Origin of the sequence: Sporofaciens sp. JLR.KK001 (assembly GCF_036941055.1) — a bacterium.
Taxonomy (GTDB): Bacteria; Bacillota; Clostridia; order Lachnospirales; family Lachnospiraceae; genus Sporofaciens.
Genome location: NZ_JAYMNO010000001.1, coordinates 4340688 through 4357347 on the forward strand (window position 1 = coordinate 4340688; position 16660 = coordinate 4357347).

14 protein-coding genes and 1 pseudogene are annotated in these 16660 nt (G+C 50.2%); 2 read left to right on the plus strand and 13 right to left on the minus strand.

The window, feature by feature from the left end; all coding sequences use genetic code 11:
• Positions 1 to 52: 52 nt before the first annotated feature.
• From VSQ62_RS22005 to VSQ62_RS22050, 10 genes are all read right to left on the minus strand, one after another.
• The gene (locus VSQ62_RS22005) at positions 53 to 853 is read right to left on the minus strand and encodes a hypothetical protein (RefSeq protein ID WP_160275313.1); all 801 of its coding nucleotides are present in this window, start codon (positions 851 to 853) and stop codon (positions 53 to 55) included.
• A 6-nt stretch (positions 854 to 859) separates the two neighbouring features.
• The gene (locus VSQ62_RS22010) at positions 860 to 1957 is read right to left on the minus strand and encodes a DUF3846 domain-containing protein (protein ID WP_277820658.1); all 1098 of its coding nucleotides are present in this window, start codon (positions 1955 to 1957) and stop codon (positions 860 to 862) included.
• 2 nt (positions 1958 to 1959) lie between these two features.
• Positions 1960 to 2799, minus strand: coding sequence for a hypothetical protein (locus VSQ62_RS22015; protein ID WP_160275315.1), 840 nt, complete (start codon positions 2797 to 2799; stop codon positions 1960 to 1962).
• A 3-nt stretch (positions 2800 to 2802) separates the two neighbouring features.
• On the minus strand, positions 2803 to 4827 hold the full coding sequence (locus VSQ62_RS22020) for an LPD1 domain-containing protein (protein ID WP_160275316.1): 2025 nt from the start codon (positions 4825 to 4827) through the stop codon (positions 2803 to 2805).
• Between the two features lie 30 nt (positions 4828 to 4857).
• Positions 4858 to 5760: a hypothetical protein gene (locus VSQ62_RS22025; RefSeq protein WP_334636884.1), complete on the minus strand. Its 903-nt coding sequence runs from the start codon at positions 5758 to 5760 to the stop codon at positions 4858 to 4860.
• A 23-nt stretch (positions 5761 to 5783) separates the two neighbouring features.
• Positions 5784 to 6593, minus strand: coding sequence for a DUF6674 family protein (locus VSQ62_RS22030; RefSeq protein ID WP_160275318.1), 810 nt, complete (start codon positions 6591 to 6593; stop codon positions 5784 to 5786).
• Positions 6594 to 6875, minus strand: coding sequence for a helix-turn-helix domain-containing protein (locus VSQ62_RS22035; protein ID WP_160275319.1), 282 nt, complete (start codon positions 6873 to 6875; stop codon positions 6594 to 6596).
• A gap of 16 nt (positions 6876 to 6891) precedes the next feature.
• Positions 6892 to 7875 (minus strand): toprim domain-containing protein, encoded by a 984-nt coding sequence (locus VSQ62_RS22040; RefSeq protein ID WP_160275320.1) that lies wholly within the window; start codon positions 7873 to 7875, stop codon positions 6892 to 6894.
• 72 nt (positions 7876 to 7947) lie between these two features.
• Positions 7948 to 8820: a DUF6017 domain-containing protein gene (locus VSQ62_RS22045; RefSeq protein ID WP_016220416.1), complete on the minus strand. Its 873-nt coding sequence runs from the start codon at positions 8818 to 8820 to the stop codon at positions 7948 to 7950.
• A gap of 29 nt (positions 8821 to 8849) precedes the next feature.
• Positions 8850 to 9374: a DUF5720 family protein gene (locus VSQ62_RS22050; protein WP_004056100.1), complete on the minus strand. Its 525-nt coding sequence runs from the start codon at positions 9372 to 9374 to the stop codon at positions 8850 to 8852.
• Between the two features lie 269 nt (positions 9375 to 9643).
• Here VSQ62_RS22050 and VSQ62_RS22055 point away from each other — a divergent pair.
• Positions 9644 to 9796 (plus strand): annotated as a pseudogene (locus VSQ62_RS22055) (site-specific integrase); the annotation flags it as partial.
• 246 nt (positions 9797 to 10042) lie between these two features.
• On the opposite strand, the gene VSQ62_RS22060 reads toward VSQ62_RS22055, so the two are convergent.
• The gene (locus VSQ62_RS22060) at positions 10043 to 11572 is read right to left on the minus strand and encodes a hypothetical protein (protein ID WP_334636885.1); all 1530 of its coding nucleotides are present in this window, start codon (positions 11570 to 11572) and stop codon (positions 10043 to 10045) included.
• 190 nt (positions 11573 to 11762) lie between these two features.
• Here VSQ62_RS22060 and VSQ62_RS22065 point away from each other — a divergent pair, with 190 nt between their 5' ends.
• Entirely contained in the window at positions 11763 to 12722 is a 960-nt protein-coding gene (locus VSQ62_RS22065) for a helix-turn-helix domain-containing protein (RefSeq protein ID WP_334636887.1), read from the plus strand.
• 66 nt (positions 12723 to 12788) lie between these two features.
• Here the strand turns inward: VSQ62_RS22065 and htpG are convergent, their stop codons facing one another.
• Together htpG and VSQ62_RS22075 are read right to left on the minus strand one after the other, a co-directional pair.
• Positions 12789 to 14867: a molecular chaperone HtpG gene (htpG, locus tag VSQ62_RS22070; RefSeq protein WP_334636889.1), complete on the minus strand. Its 2079-nt coding sequence runs from the start codon at positions 14865 to 14867 to the stop codon at positions 12789 to 12791.
• Between the two features lie 446 nt (positions 14868 to 15313).
• Complete coding sequence (locus VSQ62_RS22075) at positions 15314 to 16627, minus strand: IS4 family transposase (RefSeq protein ID WP_334635976.1); 1314 nt, start codon at positions 16625 to 16627, stop codon at positions 15314 to 15316.
• Positions 16628 to 16660: the final 33 nt, after the last annotated feature.

Here is a 16660-nt window from a genome sequence, read left to right on the forward strand (position 1 = left end):
AAGCATCCTCCTTCCTGATAAAATCTGTAATTATAAATGGGAAACAACTGCCTTACCGGGCGTCCCCGATCACCTGCTGGCGGGGTGCGTGCTCAAAGGCTTTTGCCGCCTGGTCTGCCTGGATTTTCGCATGTTTCAGGAGCGTCTTAATGATAGTCGCCGGGTGGTCCTGTTCCTCTAAATGCGCCACCATATCCCTGCAGCCCTCCGGGAGATATGCAGCCATATCCTTACAGACATCCTCCAGGCCGCCCATGAATCCCCAGCAGCTATCCGACAGCTCGCCGTTTTTGTAAAGCTCAAAGCCGTAGCACTCGCCCCGCAGGTAGGAATCATAAGCGGCCACTTCGCTGCGCATCAGGTCCTCCGCCTTTTTCCGGACGGCGCCGGTCATTTTTTCCCCGCCAAACTCCTTTAGCGCATCCTCTTTGGCAACATAAATCCATCCGACCTGCCCGCTGTCCCAGGGGTCATTGAAACTTGTGGTCTGCATGGCAAGGCCGCTGTGGTCCATCAGATAGAGGGGCAGCGTAATGTATTTTTCGGAGATCACCTTCAGCATGGCGTCATCAACCGCCCGTTCCTCCGTCTTTGGCCCGTGCCGGAACCGGCTGCTCACAATGTTTACCATGTGTTCATAGCGTTTCAGACCCGCTTCATCATGCCCCACGGTATCTAAATACATCTCCCGCAGGAAATCGTCTTTATCCATGTAATTGTGGCTGTCGCCCAGCGCATAGCGGGAATGGAAACAGGCCATCGTCCCAAAATGTTCGTCTACCTCACGGGGAGAGATTAAAATGTCGTCCGGCTGCACCATCAGCGCATATGGACCGTCAACTGCCATCAGCATAAGCCATCAACTCCTTTCCGGTTCCCTGGGCTTTTTATCCGGCGCTTTCGGCTCTGCCTGCGCCGCCTGTTTCCTTGCATTGTCAAGCTGTTCCCGCACGGAAACATCCCGCTTCGCCTCCGGCGCCCCTGCGCCGAAGAAGCCCGGCAGCTCCTGAAAGCCGATACTGTCCACATAATAAGCGGTGTCTGCGCCATTCCCATGCAGGACTACCACATCAGAAACGGAAAGGGAATGGCCCTTGAAATCTTCCGGGTGGTCGATATTGAAGCGCCTGTAAATATCCTCCAGCGTTTCGCCCGGTTCCCGCTGCATGGCATAGACCATCCGGTAATTGTCCCGGCTCACGGAGAGCCCCTTGCTTTCCAGCCAGTCCAGGGACATAAAACGGAGGTTGTCTGTATTGTCCGATAAGTCAAGCTGGTAAATGGAATAAGCGCTGATCCCATACTCTTTTTCATAGGAAGAAATACGCTCCAGAAGCGGCGCCGTTTCTCCCTCCATGTGTTCCTCATGTTCAAATGCCGCCAGCCTCATGCGGATTTTCCCGGTATCTCCTGAAAGCAGCTCGTCCGCCATGCGCTCCTTTTCTGCATGGAAATCCGGGTACAGGTCTGCATAGGCCCCGCTGTTCTGCCTGAAAAATTCATCCAGGTCGAAAGCCAGGTCCGTGGATTCGTCAAGCCTTATATCATCCCCGCCCGGTTCCTCCATGGCAGGTGCCGGCTGCTGTTTTTCCTCTGGCGGGAGGGGCTGCTTCACCGCAACGATCTCACCCGCCAGCCGGACAAATTTTTCCGGGTATCTGAACTGTTCCTTATACTGCTCCATGAAATAATCGGGAAGGTCGGCAAAACTTTCCTCACCGAGACCGGCTATGAAAAAGGTGCCTGCCATGATCTCAATCATCTCGCCGTCCTGGTTGTAGATCGCCCGGTTCAGGGGCAGCCCGTTTATTTTTCCTTCATCATTGCAGACAATCGCGACAGGCTCCGCATAAGGGTAGTAGCCCTCTATGCCTCCCCCGACTGCCTCCTGCATGGATTCAAGGCTCCCGTCCAGCTCGGCCTCATAAGGCGCTTTCCCCGGCTCTATCATCAACACTTTCAAATCTGCATATCCTCCTTCTTTTTAATTGGCGCCTTCGGTTCTGCCGCAGCCTTTTCCCGTTCCTTCGCCGCAGACAGCTTTCCCAGCACAGAAGGTTTTTCCGGCTTTTCAGGCATAGAAATGCCGCCCTCCGAAACATCGGCGGCGGTATGGTCTGTTTTTACCGGCTCCTGGCCCTCCACTGTGTACCCCGGCAGGAGAGCTCCATACACGGTAAAATGGTGTTCATACTGTTTGGGTATCTGCGGGGAAATTTCCGTGAATAAATGGGAATAGGCTTTTTTCCGTCCTTCCAGGTACTTTTCCGCAGCGGCTTTATCTGTGTAGCGTTTCTGATTCTGCCCGGCAATCTTTTCGCCATAGCCCTCCTTTGGGGAGTTCACATAGACATCCCAGGTCACATACCAGGCAACCGGCACGCTCTGTTTGGTCTCCCGGTCATATTTGGTATCTTCCCAAATACCGCCGGTCATACGGTAGACGCGGTTGCTGATTTCCTCGTCGTTCTTCCAGTTGTCGGTTTTGCGCCATTCATTTGCGGTATGCTTTACTTCCTGCGTATGAAGGTATTCCAGCGCCCGATTTAGTTTCTGTGTGACCGCTGCCTGCTGCTCCCATTGCTTCGTTGCCGCAAGTACAATATCAAAGGCTTTCTTTTCTCCATCCATGCTGTCCTGGCGCATGGCCTGTATTTTTTCCTCACCCTGCGCAATGAAAGAAGAAATATCCACATCCTCACAATATACGCTATGCTCAAATTTAAGATTGCTGCCTTCCGTCAGATAATCAAAACGGTAGACCTTATAGTCTTTATTTTCTTCTAATATGTCCAACACCTCCTATATCTCCGGCGCATGGCTCTTTTTCGGTGCCGCCTGTGCCGGGGTGGTTTTTTCTGCCGGTTTCACCGCTGCAAGCTGCGCCATGACCGAAGGCCGGTCCGACGTAAATATGGAAATCTGTTCATTCTCCGCCAGCGGCTGCGCCGGAAGGGGCAGCGTTTCGTCCGAATGGGTCAGTATCTGCTCCCGTTTCAGGTCTGCCACGATCTCGTCAAATACCGCATTGATGGCTTTCCGTTCCGCACCCTCCGGGAAGGCTTTCAGGACTGCCATTTCCCCGCTTTTATCTGTCGCGAAAGTAACGGCACAATCCGCATGTCCCGCCAGATAATCAGAGCTGTAAGGCAGCTTATCCTTGATGTAACAGGCAAAGGCCCTGGCGGTCATCTCCGTGTTGCTGTCCCAATAGCCGCCGTCCTTTTCGCACTCCTTACCCATGCGCACGGAATTCCGGTAAAAATCGGTTTCCACCCGCCCGATCTGCGGCGCCTCCTGTGCCTGCATCCCGGACAGCATGTGCTCGAATATTTCCAGCCGTTCCCGCTCACTTTTGGGGATCACCCGCCCGGTGACAGACTTCTTGAAAGCGCTGATCTGCTCCACGGAACCGGCCTCGCCGGATAGAAACGACTCTTTAAGAACCGCGTAGGTTTTCATCTGTTCCTCATTGCCATGCCGTTTCAGGGAACCGAGCACCGCCGAATCCAGCCATCCTGCCGCATTTTTCCGGGTTCGTTCTGTCTGCGCTTCGGTGCGGGCCGCAGCCTGCTCCGGCGTCTCCGGCTTATATTTCATGGTATCAATCAGCTTCTGGAACGGCGCATAGAGGCGGGGCTGTTCCGAGAGCATCCCATTCGCGCCCATCTTCGTACCCAGGTAATCGTCAAACCCGTGCCACCATTCATGGGCTAAAGAGCCGGCCCCGTGCATCTTCGTAAGGTTGATGACCTTCCGCAGCGGTTCATAATGGGCCGCCGCGTTGCCGCTGCCCCTGGCGCCGAAAGCAATGGCAAGCGTTCCCTGATAGGCAATATCTTTATCACTGATCTGCAAGGCCGACGCCAGATCCTTCAGCGCCTCAAATCCCATGTTGAGGGAAGCCTGCCGGTCATTCTGGTTCATCCAGTTCCCAAATTCACCGCCGCGGAACCCGAAGGCGTCAAGGTAGTGCTGCCCGGTGATCTCCATGCCGTTTCTGTAATCCGGCCCGGTGCGCCGCACATGGGAGAGCTGGGGAGGCACAAACCGCGTCTTTCCGCTTTTGCTGCGCCCTTTTGCCAACGCCTGCACCCATTTCAGGGCGGCCTCCCGCGATTCAAAGTTTGTCTGCAAGATGGAATAGCCCTTCGTCACATAATAGGTGTCAGGTTTCCAGTCATTATTTTTGGAATAAGTATTCTTCCCGTCGTTGAAATGGATCGCATAGCCCTTCGGCACCTTCTGGTCTTTGGAAACGCCAAACTGTTCCTTCTGCGCTTTCTGTGTGAAGTTCCGCTCAAAATGCGCGGCAGAGTGGACCATCAGGGCATTGGACAGCTTGTTTGTAATGGCCGGGTTCTCCCGGCCCTTCTCCGTCGCCTGGTAATGGATGCCGCCGCCCCAGCCCTGCACCTGTTCCAGATACCCGTTTTTCACAAAGAAACGGTCATAGGCTTTCATGGCATCCTCCACGGTGCGGACTTCCGAGACCACGCTCTGCAGCTCCCGTACCGTCTGGATATATTCTTTCTGTCTTGCAAGGCGCTTCTCCGGCGTGTCGTCCTTGCGGTAATACTGCGGGGAGGCATTTAACCCGTCCCGCGCCTTTTTGATGAAATAGACCACGCCGAGGGGAACCCCGTCCTCCAGCATGGCCCCATAGTCCGGTTTCTTCCAGATATTATCCTTTTTTACGAATTTCTCGGCCTCGCGCTCATTCATGGCATCCAGGTCATTCACATAGAGCCCCCGGTCCTTCCATAGATCTTTTTTTGCGCCGCCGATCTTTTCCCCGAAATCTTCATGCTGCATGTTATCCGCCAATCATTATCACCTCCAGTCTGTCATAAAAAATCACCGCTCCGGGGAAGGGCGGCGTTCCTGTAATTTATCATGCTGCGGGCGTATTCCCATGATCCGGTCCGTCTCCCTGCGGACCAGCCGGTCAAGCGCACCCAAATCCTCCGGGGTAACGGCAAACTCCCGGTAATTCTCATACCAGAGCCCCGTGACCGCCGCAATCGGCAGTAGCTTTTCCGGCCCTCCGGGAAAAAGGCGGTAGACCGGACCGCCGTCAAGGAGCATCTGCTTCGCTGTCCCCAGGGGTATGCGGTACATATCTGTGTCCGGGTTCTGCGCCTCCTCCATATACTCCACATTCAGCCGTTCCTCCAAATCCTGGGGCATATAGGAAAATGCCTGCTCCTTCCACTGGCTGAACCGGTTAGAATAGCGGTACTGCCATTCCGTCACCTGCTCCGGCGCATAGAGGTAGCGCCAGGTTTTCAGGGCGTCCTTTTCGCACAGCTCCATTGACTCCCATTTTTCAATAGCTGCCTCCGCCTTCGTGCCGTCCCGGTATTCCATGCTGACGCCGTAAGGGTAGAGGGTATTCCTTTCTATATCCTGCCACAGCGTGTCAAGGCCCATCATCAGGACATCCCCGTACAGCCGTCCGTCCTCTTTGCGCTCCGTGTGGAACAGGAAGGCCCTTGCGCCGGGATATTCCGTCATGGCAGCTGTCCGGTAAAGCTCCGCCGAAGGGCAGTAGGCAAGCAGCGCGTCCGAAAGCCACATGTGATTCTTCCCCATGACGGCAATGGAATCCGCCCCGGTATTCGTGGCAAGCGTGCGCAGGTTATATTCGCTGTCCCGCAGGAAATCCCCGGCCAGGATATGGAGCTCATAGGCAAATACGCCTAAATCCGTATCGCGGACTAAGTGAATCTGCGGAAGTGGTTCCTGTTTCAAGTTCATTTCCTCCCTTCGTTCTGTTTTTATCACCGGCTGCCCCTGTCATGGGACGCCTCCGGCTGGTGCTTTGCCGGCGCTGCCTTCGCCGCCTGCTCCCGCATGGCCTCCAGGACGGAGGGCCGGCGCTGTGCCCGCTGTTCCAGCCTTGCAAGGGCATTCAGGGAAAGCCCTACATTCTCGCCGATGGCAGACGCAAAAGCGCGCTCTATCCTGAAAGCCCCCTTGAAGGCATCTGCGACCCTGCCGTTTTCCTTCGCCTCCGCCTGTGCGGGTTTCCCCTGGATGGAGCGCCCCATGTTCTTCAGGTGCCGGCCTGCCTCATGGAATTCCGTGCTGAACGCATCGATCCTGGAGACCGCACGGTCACTGGACTGCACGATCCTTTCCGCCGCTGCCTGCACCGCCTCCAGCGCTGGCCCAAGGCGCAGGAACCGGGAGACGCCGTTCAGGGCCACGGCGCCGCGGTCGGCGAAATCCTTAAGGATATTCTTGCATCCTTCCACGACCTGCCCTTTCAGCTCCAGGATGCGCTGGCGCATGGCGTCCACATTCCCCTCCAGAGCCTTACTGTTCTTCTGCAGCAAGGCTTTCAGGGAGCGGTCCTGCACCTCCTGTATCTTCTGGCGCATCTCCCCCAGTTCCTCCAGTGCAGCATCAAGCCTCCGCTCCATGGACGCCACCTGGCCGGCCAGTTCTTCAAGCTCCCTGCCGCCCGCGGGGTCATTCCCCATCAGCAGGACGATCAGCGCCTTCACCTGCTCATTTTCGTCTGCAAGCACGTCCTGGGCTGCCTGCAGCGCAACTGGTTCCGCTGCCAGAAGTTCCATATCTGCCATCTATGAATCCCTCCTGTCTGCGGAGGGCTCCCCGGCAATCTTGCCGACAATCTCCGGACCGGTCTCGTAAATCTGCATGAGCCGCCTGGCCGTTCCGCTTGGCTGAGCGGCGCCGCTGGTCCAGAGCCGGACCGTGGAAGGGGCGACATTCATCAGAAGCGCAAAGCCTTTCTCGTTCATATCCAGCTTTTTCATCAGGGCCTTAACCATATCGGGGCCGTAGTCCGGGCACCGGGCAGCTTCGGCAATCATCTGTAAAGCCGTGTTCTCTGTGTTCGTCATTTCTGAAATCCTCCTGTCAAATTGAAATAGCCGCCTGTTTTTGGCGGCATTGCCGTTGTTGGTCTTTCATCTGCCCTATAACGTGGAGCAGCATTTCGTTGTAGTCCTTTCCTGTACGGGGTGGGTTGACGCCCACACGGATATGCCGGAACCGCTGATCTTCATGGAGCATTGCCTTGATCCTCCTGGCATTTTTAAGGCCGCCGAGGTCGTTGTCCATGTAGAGGCTGACGCGCCGGATTTCCGGGTGTCGTTTCAGAAATGCGGTCAGCGCCACATGGGAAGTGCCGCCCAAAGACAGACGGTAGCCGTCCCATTTCCAGCCTTTTAATTCCTGCAGCGTGGCATGGGAGAGGGCGTCAATGGGCGCCTCAAATACCGCCACATGCCGGCTGTCCGGATTCCTGGGTGGATAGCAGAAGCTGTATTCCTTGTCGCTGCCGTAGACATCTTTCCTAAGGCTGCCGGCAATGCTCCGCATACAGGCAAACTTTGCTTTGCCGGCTTCATCCTTTCCCACAAACACACAGACCGGCTCGCCATGATGCCGCGCCTCATAGAACAGCCCGTCCCGGAAACACCGGCTGATCACATCCGGGCTGATCCCGCGCCGCTGCAAATAAGAAACGGCAGAAGTGGCGCACCGTCTGGCCCAGGGGAGGGAAAATGCTTTCTTCTCCGGTTCCTTATGCACACGCCCTGCCGCTGCCATGCTCCGATAGGCCGGCGTCTGCTGGATTTCCCCGCCGACCAGCGTATGGACCGCATCCACCAGCCCGTAGCCCCGTATCTGGATCAGGTAATCCAGGGCGTTGATACTCCGGCCCCGGCTGTTCCAGTACCAGTACCTTTTCCCGGTCACATAGACCAGGCTGTCATGCTCCTTGTGGCGGTAATTCGGGCCGTCCCGTTTCAGCACCCCAGGCTCATGGAACTGCAGGTAGGCAAACAGGTCCGCCTCACGCGCCGCCTGAATCTGCTCCTTTGTTACGCCGGGCATGACACCGGCACAGGGATTCTTTTCATCGTGCCCCGCCTCCTTTCTGTGATGAAAAAAGACGCCATAAGGCGCCTAACAGCCGTACAGGTCATGGTTGACCTCGGCGCGGTAATAGCTGTCCATTGTTGCCGGGGCATTATAGAGCGCCGCCAGCAGGTATGCCTTGATGTTCCCGACTTTCGTGGTGTTCCTGTCAATGCAGTCAAAGACATACTCCAGGTGGCCGGAATTGATTTTCAGGAAGCGGCCCTTTACCACCTCCCTGGGAAAATCATCCCCGGCGATACGGATATATGGACGTTTGGATAAAACCACTTCAAGCATAAGCTCCACCGTCTCGTCTAAGCGTTCTTTCCCATACCGGGAAACCATACAGCCATACTCAATATTTTCTTTCAGGATTTCACGGTAAGCGTCTGCCAGCTCTATCCGATCCATCCCATCCGAACGGCCTGCCGCCTCCGGCCCTGACGGATAGATTGATGGATGGGTCCTTGATATATCCGTTTTTGATTTTTTAGTTTTTAATGGATTAGTATTTAATTGTGCGGGATTTCCCTGTCCAGGTTCCCCCTGTTCAGGTTTTGCCTGTCCTGGATTTGCCTGTCTTGGATTTTCCCGTTTAGGTGAATCCCCCTGTTTTTCAGCATTTACAGGCTTTTCATGGATCGTATACTCGATGTCTCCGAGCTGCCCGTTCTCATAGCGGAGGCGCTGCCTGGTGAGGTACCCGTGCCGCTCCAGCTCTTTCAGGGCGGTAGTGATTGAATCCACGCCGTCCTTGCAGATATGGGCGAGCCCCTTTGTGGTATAGTCCCAATCTTCCGGAAGCGACAGCATGAGCGAGAGAAGCCCCTTTGCCTTTAAGGACAGTTCCGTATTGCGCAGGTGGTGGTTGCACATGATCGTGAAGTCCTTTGTTTTTTCTACCCGGAATACAGCCATAACAAAAACCTCCTTCCTTTCCCTCCGGGCTACAAGGCGCGGTCCTTGCGGTCATAGTGCAGATGGCCGCCCGGCGCAACCTTCGCATGGTTTTTCAATTTGACTTCGCCCCGTTCCTGGCTGTCTATGAATTTCTGGTAGCCGGCATCCGTAAGGAACAGGCGCATCTTATCTCCTTTATCCCCGACAGGGGCATTACCTGAAAGCACGTCAAAGACGATCATGTGCTTTACTTCCGGGTCGAAGCGTTCCAGGGCCATGATGTCATGCCCCTTCAATTTCTCCGCACCGGATTTCTGCCTGGCCTCCGCCAGTAGTTCCCCCATCGTCTTAGGCCCTGCCGGAATCCGGTAGTTTTTCCGAATATCCTGAATAAGAGCCAGGCAGTCTTTTTCCGGCATGGCATCCAGCTTTCGCACAAGCTCCGCCGCCGTTTTCCTCCTTACCGGGTCCGGTATATAGGGGAGGCACATGCGCAGCTCATATGTGACATCTGATTTCCCATAGCCCTCCGTCTGGAATATCAGGCGCTTTTCCATTTCGTTCAGTTCCATGTGAATCTCCTTTCTCCTGAAAATGAGTACAAAAAAAGGACGCCCACCTATAAAAGTGAAACGCCCACGGCAATCAGCGGCCAGGCAATACACCGGACCGCTGGCGCTATTAAATTTTGTCGTTAATGAAACAGCCTCCTTTTTTCGATATTTTTCTCGTCAGATTTCAACTTGGAAAAGGAATTGAATAAATGACGGCAAACGCTCAAACCCCTTGAAAATCAAGGCTTTTTCCGTTTGTCGTTATTATACCGTAACGGCACTCCCACGCAAGCATGCTGATTGATCTGGGCGCGAATCCTCTGATGATCGCCGAACGCCTGGGACACGAAGACGTGAAAATGACCATGAATACATATTCACATCTTTTCAAGTCTCATGAGAAAGAAATTATTGAAAAATTGGAAACTGTCAAATTATAGTATCAAAAGAGTATCAAAAAATAGAGTGAGTGCCTATTTATCAAGCATTCACTCTATTTCTATGTTATAGGCATACTATAACATAATTACAGAAAGCTTACAAGGTAAATTGTAAGCTATGCAGGCGCCGAATATGTTATTGCTTTCTCAAAACATAAAAATAGAACGATGTATTTTGATTTTGGGCATAAACATTGAGCCTGACGATTTGGCAGACTTGAGAAAAAGTATTAACAGGCTGGATGTTTATTGTGCTGCTAGTTCCGGATAGATTTTCCGTTTGGTTTCAATCAGGGCTCCCATAACCCGCCTCCCTTTATCGCTGACCAGATATCTTCTGGAGTGTGGGATTTTCCGGATCAATCCATGGCCCCTGAGTTTTGAAAACTCCCGGCTCATTTTCCCACGACTTTTTGCAGATTCAGCCCCTTTTTTATAGAGACTTTGTCGGATATCGCGGTTGGTAAATCCACGGATCAGATAGCTGCCATCACAAATCGTTTCGAAAAGATGGAAGGTTTCAGGGGACCATACATTATATCCACTGTAAGTTTTTCCCTTTACTTTCTTTTTCTGGCAGACATGATTGATTTCCTCTTCCACGCTTTTTTGAGGAATCACATGGCACATGGAATCTAAAAACCGTTTGTTTGCGGTTTTTGAAATCTCTGCGTACCGATAGAGGTTAGCAATGGATTTCCCCATGGGAACCCACTGCCTGGAAGCCGTTCCGTCCTTATGATGGACCTCCTTATAAACCTTAAATTCCTTTGGGTCATTGATCGTCATTTCTATCCGCAGGCAGTTAAATTTATCATACATCTTGATACTGTTGGACTTCAGCTTGAATTTAATCCTCCAGCCTACTGGGCGTTTTCGGTAATCGGAGACTGCTTCTCCCAGAAACTTTGCATTTAGTTTACGTCCCAGAAAGGAAAATACATCTGTGCATTTGAAGTCATAGAATGCGTGCCCAACCAGGGAGGGATAAAGATCCTCCAGAGCTTCACGGCTCTCAAACATCACATCGGTTGCGAACTCGCATTGGTCAACAGACCAGTGGTAACCCTGATGGAAGATGGTTTCCAGCATATCAAGATAAGGGTTTACTTTATGCGCAAAGAAATCGAGCTGGCGGCAGAGTTTTTTTGAGTCAAATTGATCTGCCAGTTCCTGTGCTTTTGGAATGTCACTGATTTCTGAAAAAGAATTATCATACATACGGTAGGTGATCCCGTTTTTATCAAACACATGCTTCATCATCTCCCTGCCGTTGATGTACACCTGGATCAGAAATGGGAACCATGTTTGGAGTTTTACATGCATGAATCCAAACTCTTTATCGAGGTAATAGAAGTAATAGTATTTACATTTGCGGGTAACGCTGCGCAGTTCCAGGAGCCCGGAGGAGTTCTTTACTGGTTGGAGCGTCTGGCATCCTTCCACAACAGATAAGATACAGATCAGTCCTTGCTCAACAGGATTTTCGAGAAGGATTTTTCGAGCGTTTTCCTCTTTTGATATTTGTGAGGAAGAGAGGTAGACCAAAGGCCGGCCTTCTTTGGCGGCCATTTTCTCAACATAAGAGACAAGGTCATTGGTCATTTGGTTTGCATAGGCAGAAAAGTCTTTGAGAAGGAGGTTCATCTGTGACAAAAAATACATTCTACCCGATACGGAAAAGAAGGGGAAAAGGTAACCTTTTATAATCATGCGGTCAAAAAACGCAAAAGTACCATTGATTTTTTTCTGGAATTGTTCTAATATAGTGTTCATAGGATCATCCTTTCGTATGAATGCTTGCAGGGGAATTTAGTTCCCGATGGATTTGGTACAAGATACCGTATATGTGCATTATAGCACGTGCATCTACGAATAGGATGATTCTTTTTGCTTTTTGGTTTGATTGCAGCCGTAGGCTGCGGTATGTTATACTGATAAGAGATCAGATAAAGGAGGGTCTGCCATGAGCTTATTTGACATCCGCAATCCATATATCACCGTCACCGCTTTCTACGCACTGAACCTGCCCGAGTACAGTATGTACCCACACAGCCATCACCGCTGCGAGATCATGTATGTAACGAAGGGAAGCTGCCTGATCTATGCAGACGGACAGGAATTCTGTCTGAGGGAGCGGCAGTTCATCTTCCTGAATGCCGATGTCCTGCACCAATTGTCCATCCCTAAGGGCCGGCCCTGTTCGATCCTGAACCTGGAATTCTCTTGCCTTCGTTCAGAGACAGACATCTGCTTAACCGGATTAGCCGACGAGAGTCCTTCCTTTTCAAGGTTCATTAGCCGCCCCGGAGAATATTTCGCCGGAAATGATACAGGCCATCTGGGATATTCTCTGAAAGACCTGATCAATCAATTGAGAACTAACACCCCTTTCAAGAATGATGTGCAGGATCTGTCGGATCACTACAGTCCCGACCAGAAATGCCTGATCCGGCTACTGTTCTTCCGAATGATGCTGGAGCTCTCCAAATGTGTGCTGGACCACAGCAAGAATACCGGTATGCTCTACCTGAAAAAAGCCCGTGATTACATCGCCTCTCACTTGACAGAGGAGATACGGATCCCCGCGCTTGCAGAACACGCCGGTATCAACAAATCATACCTGCAGTCCTTGTTCACCAAGTATATGGACTGTACTATCACAGATTACATTAACCGCAAACGGTTGGAGCATTCCGTCTTCCTCCTGGTCAACAGCTCGCTCTCCATCACGGATGTGGCGTTCCAATCCGGTTACAACAGCCGTCAGCATTTCGGAAGCACCTTCGAGAAATATTACGGGATCAGCCCGCGCGCCTACCGCCAGCTTCACGGTAAGAACATGAATCCTTCCACCGGGGATGATTATTACTACATAGCAACAGACGGTACCTGGACCAATATACCCTTAAAAACAAGCATATAGAAGCGGGGAGCACAACACCCTGGATTCACTCCGGTTCGCGTTCCCCGCCATTTCATTTTGCATTATTTATTTTGTCAGGAGCATCATAACTTCATTACTTCTCTGAACGAACGCCGTCATCTCCTCCGGGTTCAGCGGCTTATGCGCCAGCATCGCCAGATCGTACAACTGCTTGCAGATAATGGATACATTCTCATGTTCCTTGTTGTCAACTACAAACTTTACCAGAGGATGGTTCGCATTCAGAATCAAGGTACAGTCGCCTCCCATATCCATGCCGCCCATATTACCCATGCCGTACATCTTCATCATCTCTTGCATACGGCGGCTCTGCTCGGACAGAGTGATCATGGACGCCACCTTCTCGTCTTTGAGCTTCTCTATTTTCACATCTAACTTGTCATTGCCAAGCTCTTTGCGGAAGATCCCGATCAGGCTGTCAGCCGTCGCCTTGAAGGCTTCTTTATCCTCTTCTGCAACCTCTTCCTTCACATTCTCCGTCACATCCGCATCAATCCTCTGGAAACGGATGGTCGGATTCTTCTGTTCTAACTGTGTGATAAACGGAGAATCAATATTGTGGCTTAAGATCACCGCATCCTGTCCCTGATTCCTGAACATGTTGATATACTGGCTCTGCTGGATCTCATCCGTCACATAGTAGATGGTCGTCTTGATCTCTTCTACTTTGTTCTCATCTGTATTCTCATCACCGCTGCCTTCGGCTTCATCCTTCTTATCGTTCGGCTCAACGACCTCGCCGCCGTTCTCCTCAATGCAGTCCTTAAGCGTCAGATACTTGCTGTCAATATTCTTGAACAGGATCGCATCCTTCATCTTGTCACAGAACTTCTCATCCTTCAAGCAGCCAAACTTGATAAATGGGCTGATATCATCCCAGTATTTTTCGTAATCCTCTCTCTTCGTCTTGCACATTCCGGAAAGCTTGTCAGCCACCTTCTTGGAAATGTAATCGGCGATCTTATTGACGAATCCGTCATTCTGCAGCGCACTTCTCGATACATTCAGCGGCAAGTCCGGACAATCGATCACACCCTTTAACACCATCAGGAATTCCGGAATGACTTCCTTGATATTATCGGCGATAAATACCTGGTTGTTGTATAGCTTAATGGTTCCTTCGATCGAATCATACTCCGTATTGATTCTCGGGAAATATAAAATTCCCTTCAAATTAAACGGATAATCCATGTTCAGATGGATCCAGAACAACGGCTCCTTGTAATCTAAGAATACCTTGCGGTAGAACTCCTGATAATCCTCGTCAGAACAGTCGTTGGGGTGCTTGGTCCACAGCGGATGGATATCACTTAAGGAGACCGGACGCTTATTGATCTTCACCTTCTCTTTGGCAGGTTCTACCTCAACCATCTCTTTTTCGCCGTCTTCATTCTCCTTCTCCTCCATCTTGGCTTCCTCATGGATATGCTCGACAACCACATCATCATCCTTCAAGTCTGCCTCGTCGATGGTCTCATACTCCTGCTCTGCATTCGCCTTGGAGAGGAAAATCTCTACCGGCATGAATGAACAGTATTTCTCAATGACCTCTCTAACGCGGTATTCGTTAGAGAACTCCAAACTGTCGTCGTTCAGGAACAGGGTGATCTCTGTTCCCACGCCTTCCTTATTGCCTTCATCCATCTCATACTCGGTGCCGCCGTCGCTTACCCAGTGTACCGGCTTCGCTCCTTCTCTATAAGAAAGCGTATCGATATGGACCTCATCTGCCACCATGAACGCAGAATAGAAACCAAGTCCGAAATGACCGATCATGTCGTCTTCTGTCGTCTTGTCTTTGTATTTCTCAAGAAACTCTGTCGCACCGGAGAATGCGATCTGCGTGATATACTCTTCCACCTCTTCGGCCGTCATACCAAGTCCGTTGTCGGTGAACTTCAACGTCTTCTCTTCCGGATTCACTTCTATCTTGATAGACGGTTTGTAATCATCCGGCAACTGATATTCTCCCATCATATCCAGTTTCTTTAACTTCGTGATCGCATCGCATCCGTTAGATACCATTTCACGTGCGAAAATATCATGGTCGGAATATACCCACTTCTTGATGATCGGGAATATATTCTCACTGCTGATTGATAAATTACCTTTTTTTGCTGCCATCTTTATCACTCCTACCTCATTTTATAAATATTCTTCAATAACCTAACAGATATGATAATACGGCAGGTTTTAAAAGTCAATAGAAAATTAGCACTCTTTTTTAGTGAGTGCTAACAAATTTCTTAAAAATATAAAATTTATATTAAATACATGCTATATGATATCATTTTTTCTCATGAACCAATGTCATTTACTTAACTTCTAATAATAATGTGATCTGTTGTTTTCGACCAGATTTTCTATCAACTTAAGAAAAAGAGGGGGGATTTCTATTCCCAAATGCAGATGGAATGCTGTAAAATGGGGAGTACTCCCGATTTTGTGGTGCAATGTATGGATTTATGGCAATAGAAAGACATAACAACAAGACGAATTTATGAAATTAAAAAAATCATTTTCATTCGTCTCATTTTGAGGTATATTTAGTATGTTTAGCTCTGTTTTTGTTAGTTTCGATAACAGAAGCTGATTGGAAGTTTGAACCTTGCTTGGCGTGCGAAGGTTCGCCCGGGCCTGACCGGTAGGATATTCTGAGCGATCAGGCCCTCCACGTCTAATGTTGTTGTCCCATCATGTATTCTCAAAAAGTCCCGGCATGTTTTGATTGCTTCCGAATAGTTAACCTGATATACATGTTTCGTCTTTTTTTCAGGGAGCTCTACTGCCATAGCTATTTCCGAGCAAAAATTATACAGGATTGCCCTTGCCCATACTTCCTGTACAATGTATTCATATTTTTTGGAATGAAATGCTTTGAGACACAATGGGTATTTCAGGTCACGGAAAGAAGTTTCCTCATTCCATCTTAGGTGGTACAAGTCCTTGAAATCATCGATATCGAAATCAAGATCCGGAAGATTTGTGATCAGATTTTCGTAACAGCCCTCCGATAATTCAATCCTGATGATGCGCAGGGACAGTCTGTATTCGGGATGGTCCTGTGTAATATAATCCATAGGGACATCCTGGCACACAAACCGGTATTGTTCTTCCAGTTCAGGATGAAGCCGTTTTTTCTTAGAATGTGATCTGGATAAAATACGGTCCACATGATAATCAAGCTGCCTGACGCCATTTAAAGGAACCCCCAGAATTTTTTCCGTCTTGGCATCGGTACAGCGTATGAGAAAGAACTGCCCATTTTCAATTACATGTGCAAAAGCGTTATAAGAGGCATAGCCTCTGTCACACAAATAAATGACAGGGGTATCTGCTTCGGAACGGTCAACCATCTGGCAGAATGCGCTGTATTCATTGCGTTTCCGGGAAGGCTGGATGAAGAGATCCGTAAACTTTTTGTCCAGAACAGAAAAGAAAGCATTGATATGGATTTGGTTAAATCCTCTGGTGGACTTTCCATTTGGTTCAAAGAAAGTATCCGGATCATCCGGATTCCTGAAAATATCGGCCGCAGAACCATCACAAGCGACTAAGGAATATTTGCCTTTAAACAACTTCTTTTTACACTTTTGAGTAAAAGAAACGAGAAGGCTTCTAAAGGCATCATTTTTAATCTTTTTGCGTTGTTTATAAAAGGCAGCTTTTGAAGGAGCATCCGTAGAACGTCCAAAAAAGCGGTAAAGTTCTTCCTTAATACAGTCAGCTTCCATAGTCAGGAGCATAAGGAGAAGATGTTTGAATCCCAGTTTTCGATTACGCGAAAAGTCTTTACCGGGATGAAGAGCATAATTTTGGGGATTGGCAGCAAGCTCATGGATGGAAGCGAGCAGCATTGCTTTGACAACATCAGCGTATTTCATAAAAGTACCTCCTTAATCAGGTGAAAGTAAATA

Bases quoted from the DNA above. Each gene is read 5' to 3' on its own strand.
- VSQ62_RS22005 (WP_160275313.1), bottom strand. From the start codon at position 853: ATGCTGATGGCAGTTGACGGTCCATATGCGCTGATGGTGCAGCCGGAC.
- VSQ62_RS22025 (WP_334636884.1), bottom strand. From the start codon at position 5,760: ATGAACTTGAAACAGGAACCACTTCCGCAGATTCACTTAGTCCGCGAT.
- VSQ62_RS22030 (WP_160275318.1), bottom strand. From the start codon at position 6,593: ATGGCAGATATGGAACTTCTGGCAGCGGAACCAGTTGCGCTGCAGGCA.
- VSQ62_RS22035 (WP_160275319.1), bottom strand. From the start codon at position 6,875: ATGACGAACACAGAGAACACGGCTTTACAGATGATTGCCGAAGCTGCC.
- VSQ62_RS22040 (WP_160275320.1), bottom strand. From the start codon at position 7,875: ATGCCCGGCGTAACAAAGGAGCAGATTCAGGCGGCGCGTGAGGCGGAC.
- VSQ62_RS22045 (WP_016220416.1), bottom strand. From the start codon at position 8,820: ATGGCTGTATTCCGGGTAGAAAAAACAAAGGACTTCACGATCATGTGC.
- VSQ62_RS22050 (WP_004056100.1), bottom strand. From the start codon at position 9,374: ATGGAACTGAACGAAATGGAAAAGCGCCTGATATTCCAGACGGAGGGC.
- VSQ62_RS22060 (WP_334636885.1), bottom strand. From the start codon at position 11,572: ATGAACACTATATTAGAACAATTCCAGAAAAAAATCAATGGTACTTTT.
- VSQ62_RS22065 (WP_334636887.1), top strand. From the start codon at position 11,763: ATGAGCTTATTTGACATCCGCAATCCATATATCACCGTCACCGCTTTC.
- htpG (WP_334636889.1), bottom strand. From the start codon at position 14,867: ATGGCAGCAAAAAAAGGTAATTTATCAATCAGCAGTGAGAATATATTC.
- VSQ62_RS22075 (WP_334635976.1), bottom strand. From the start codon at position 16,627: ATGAAATACGCTGATGTTGTCAAAGCAATGCTGCTCGCTTCCATCCAT.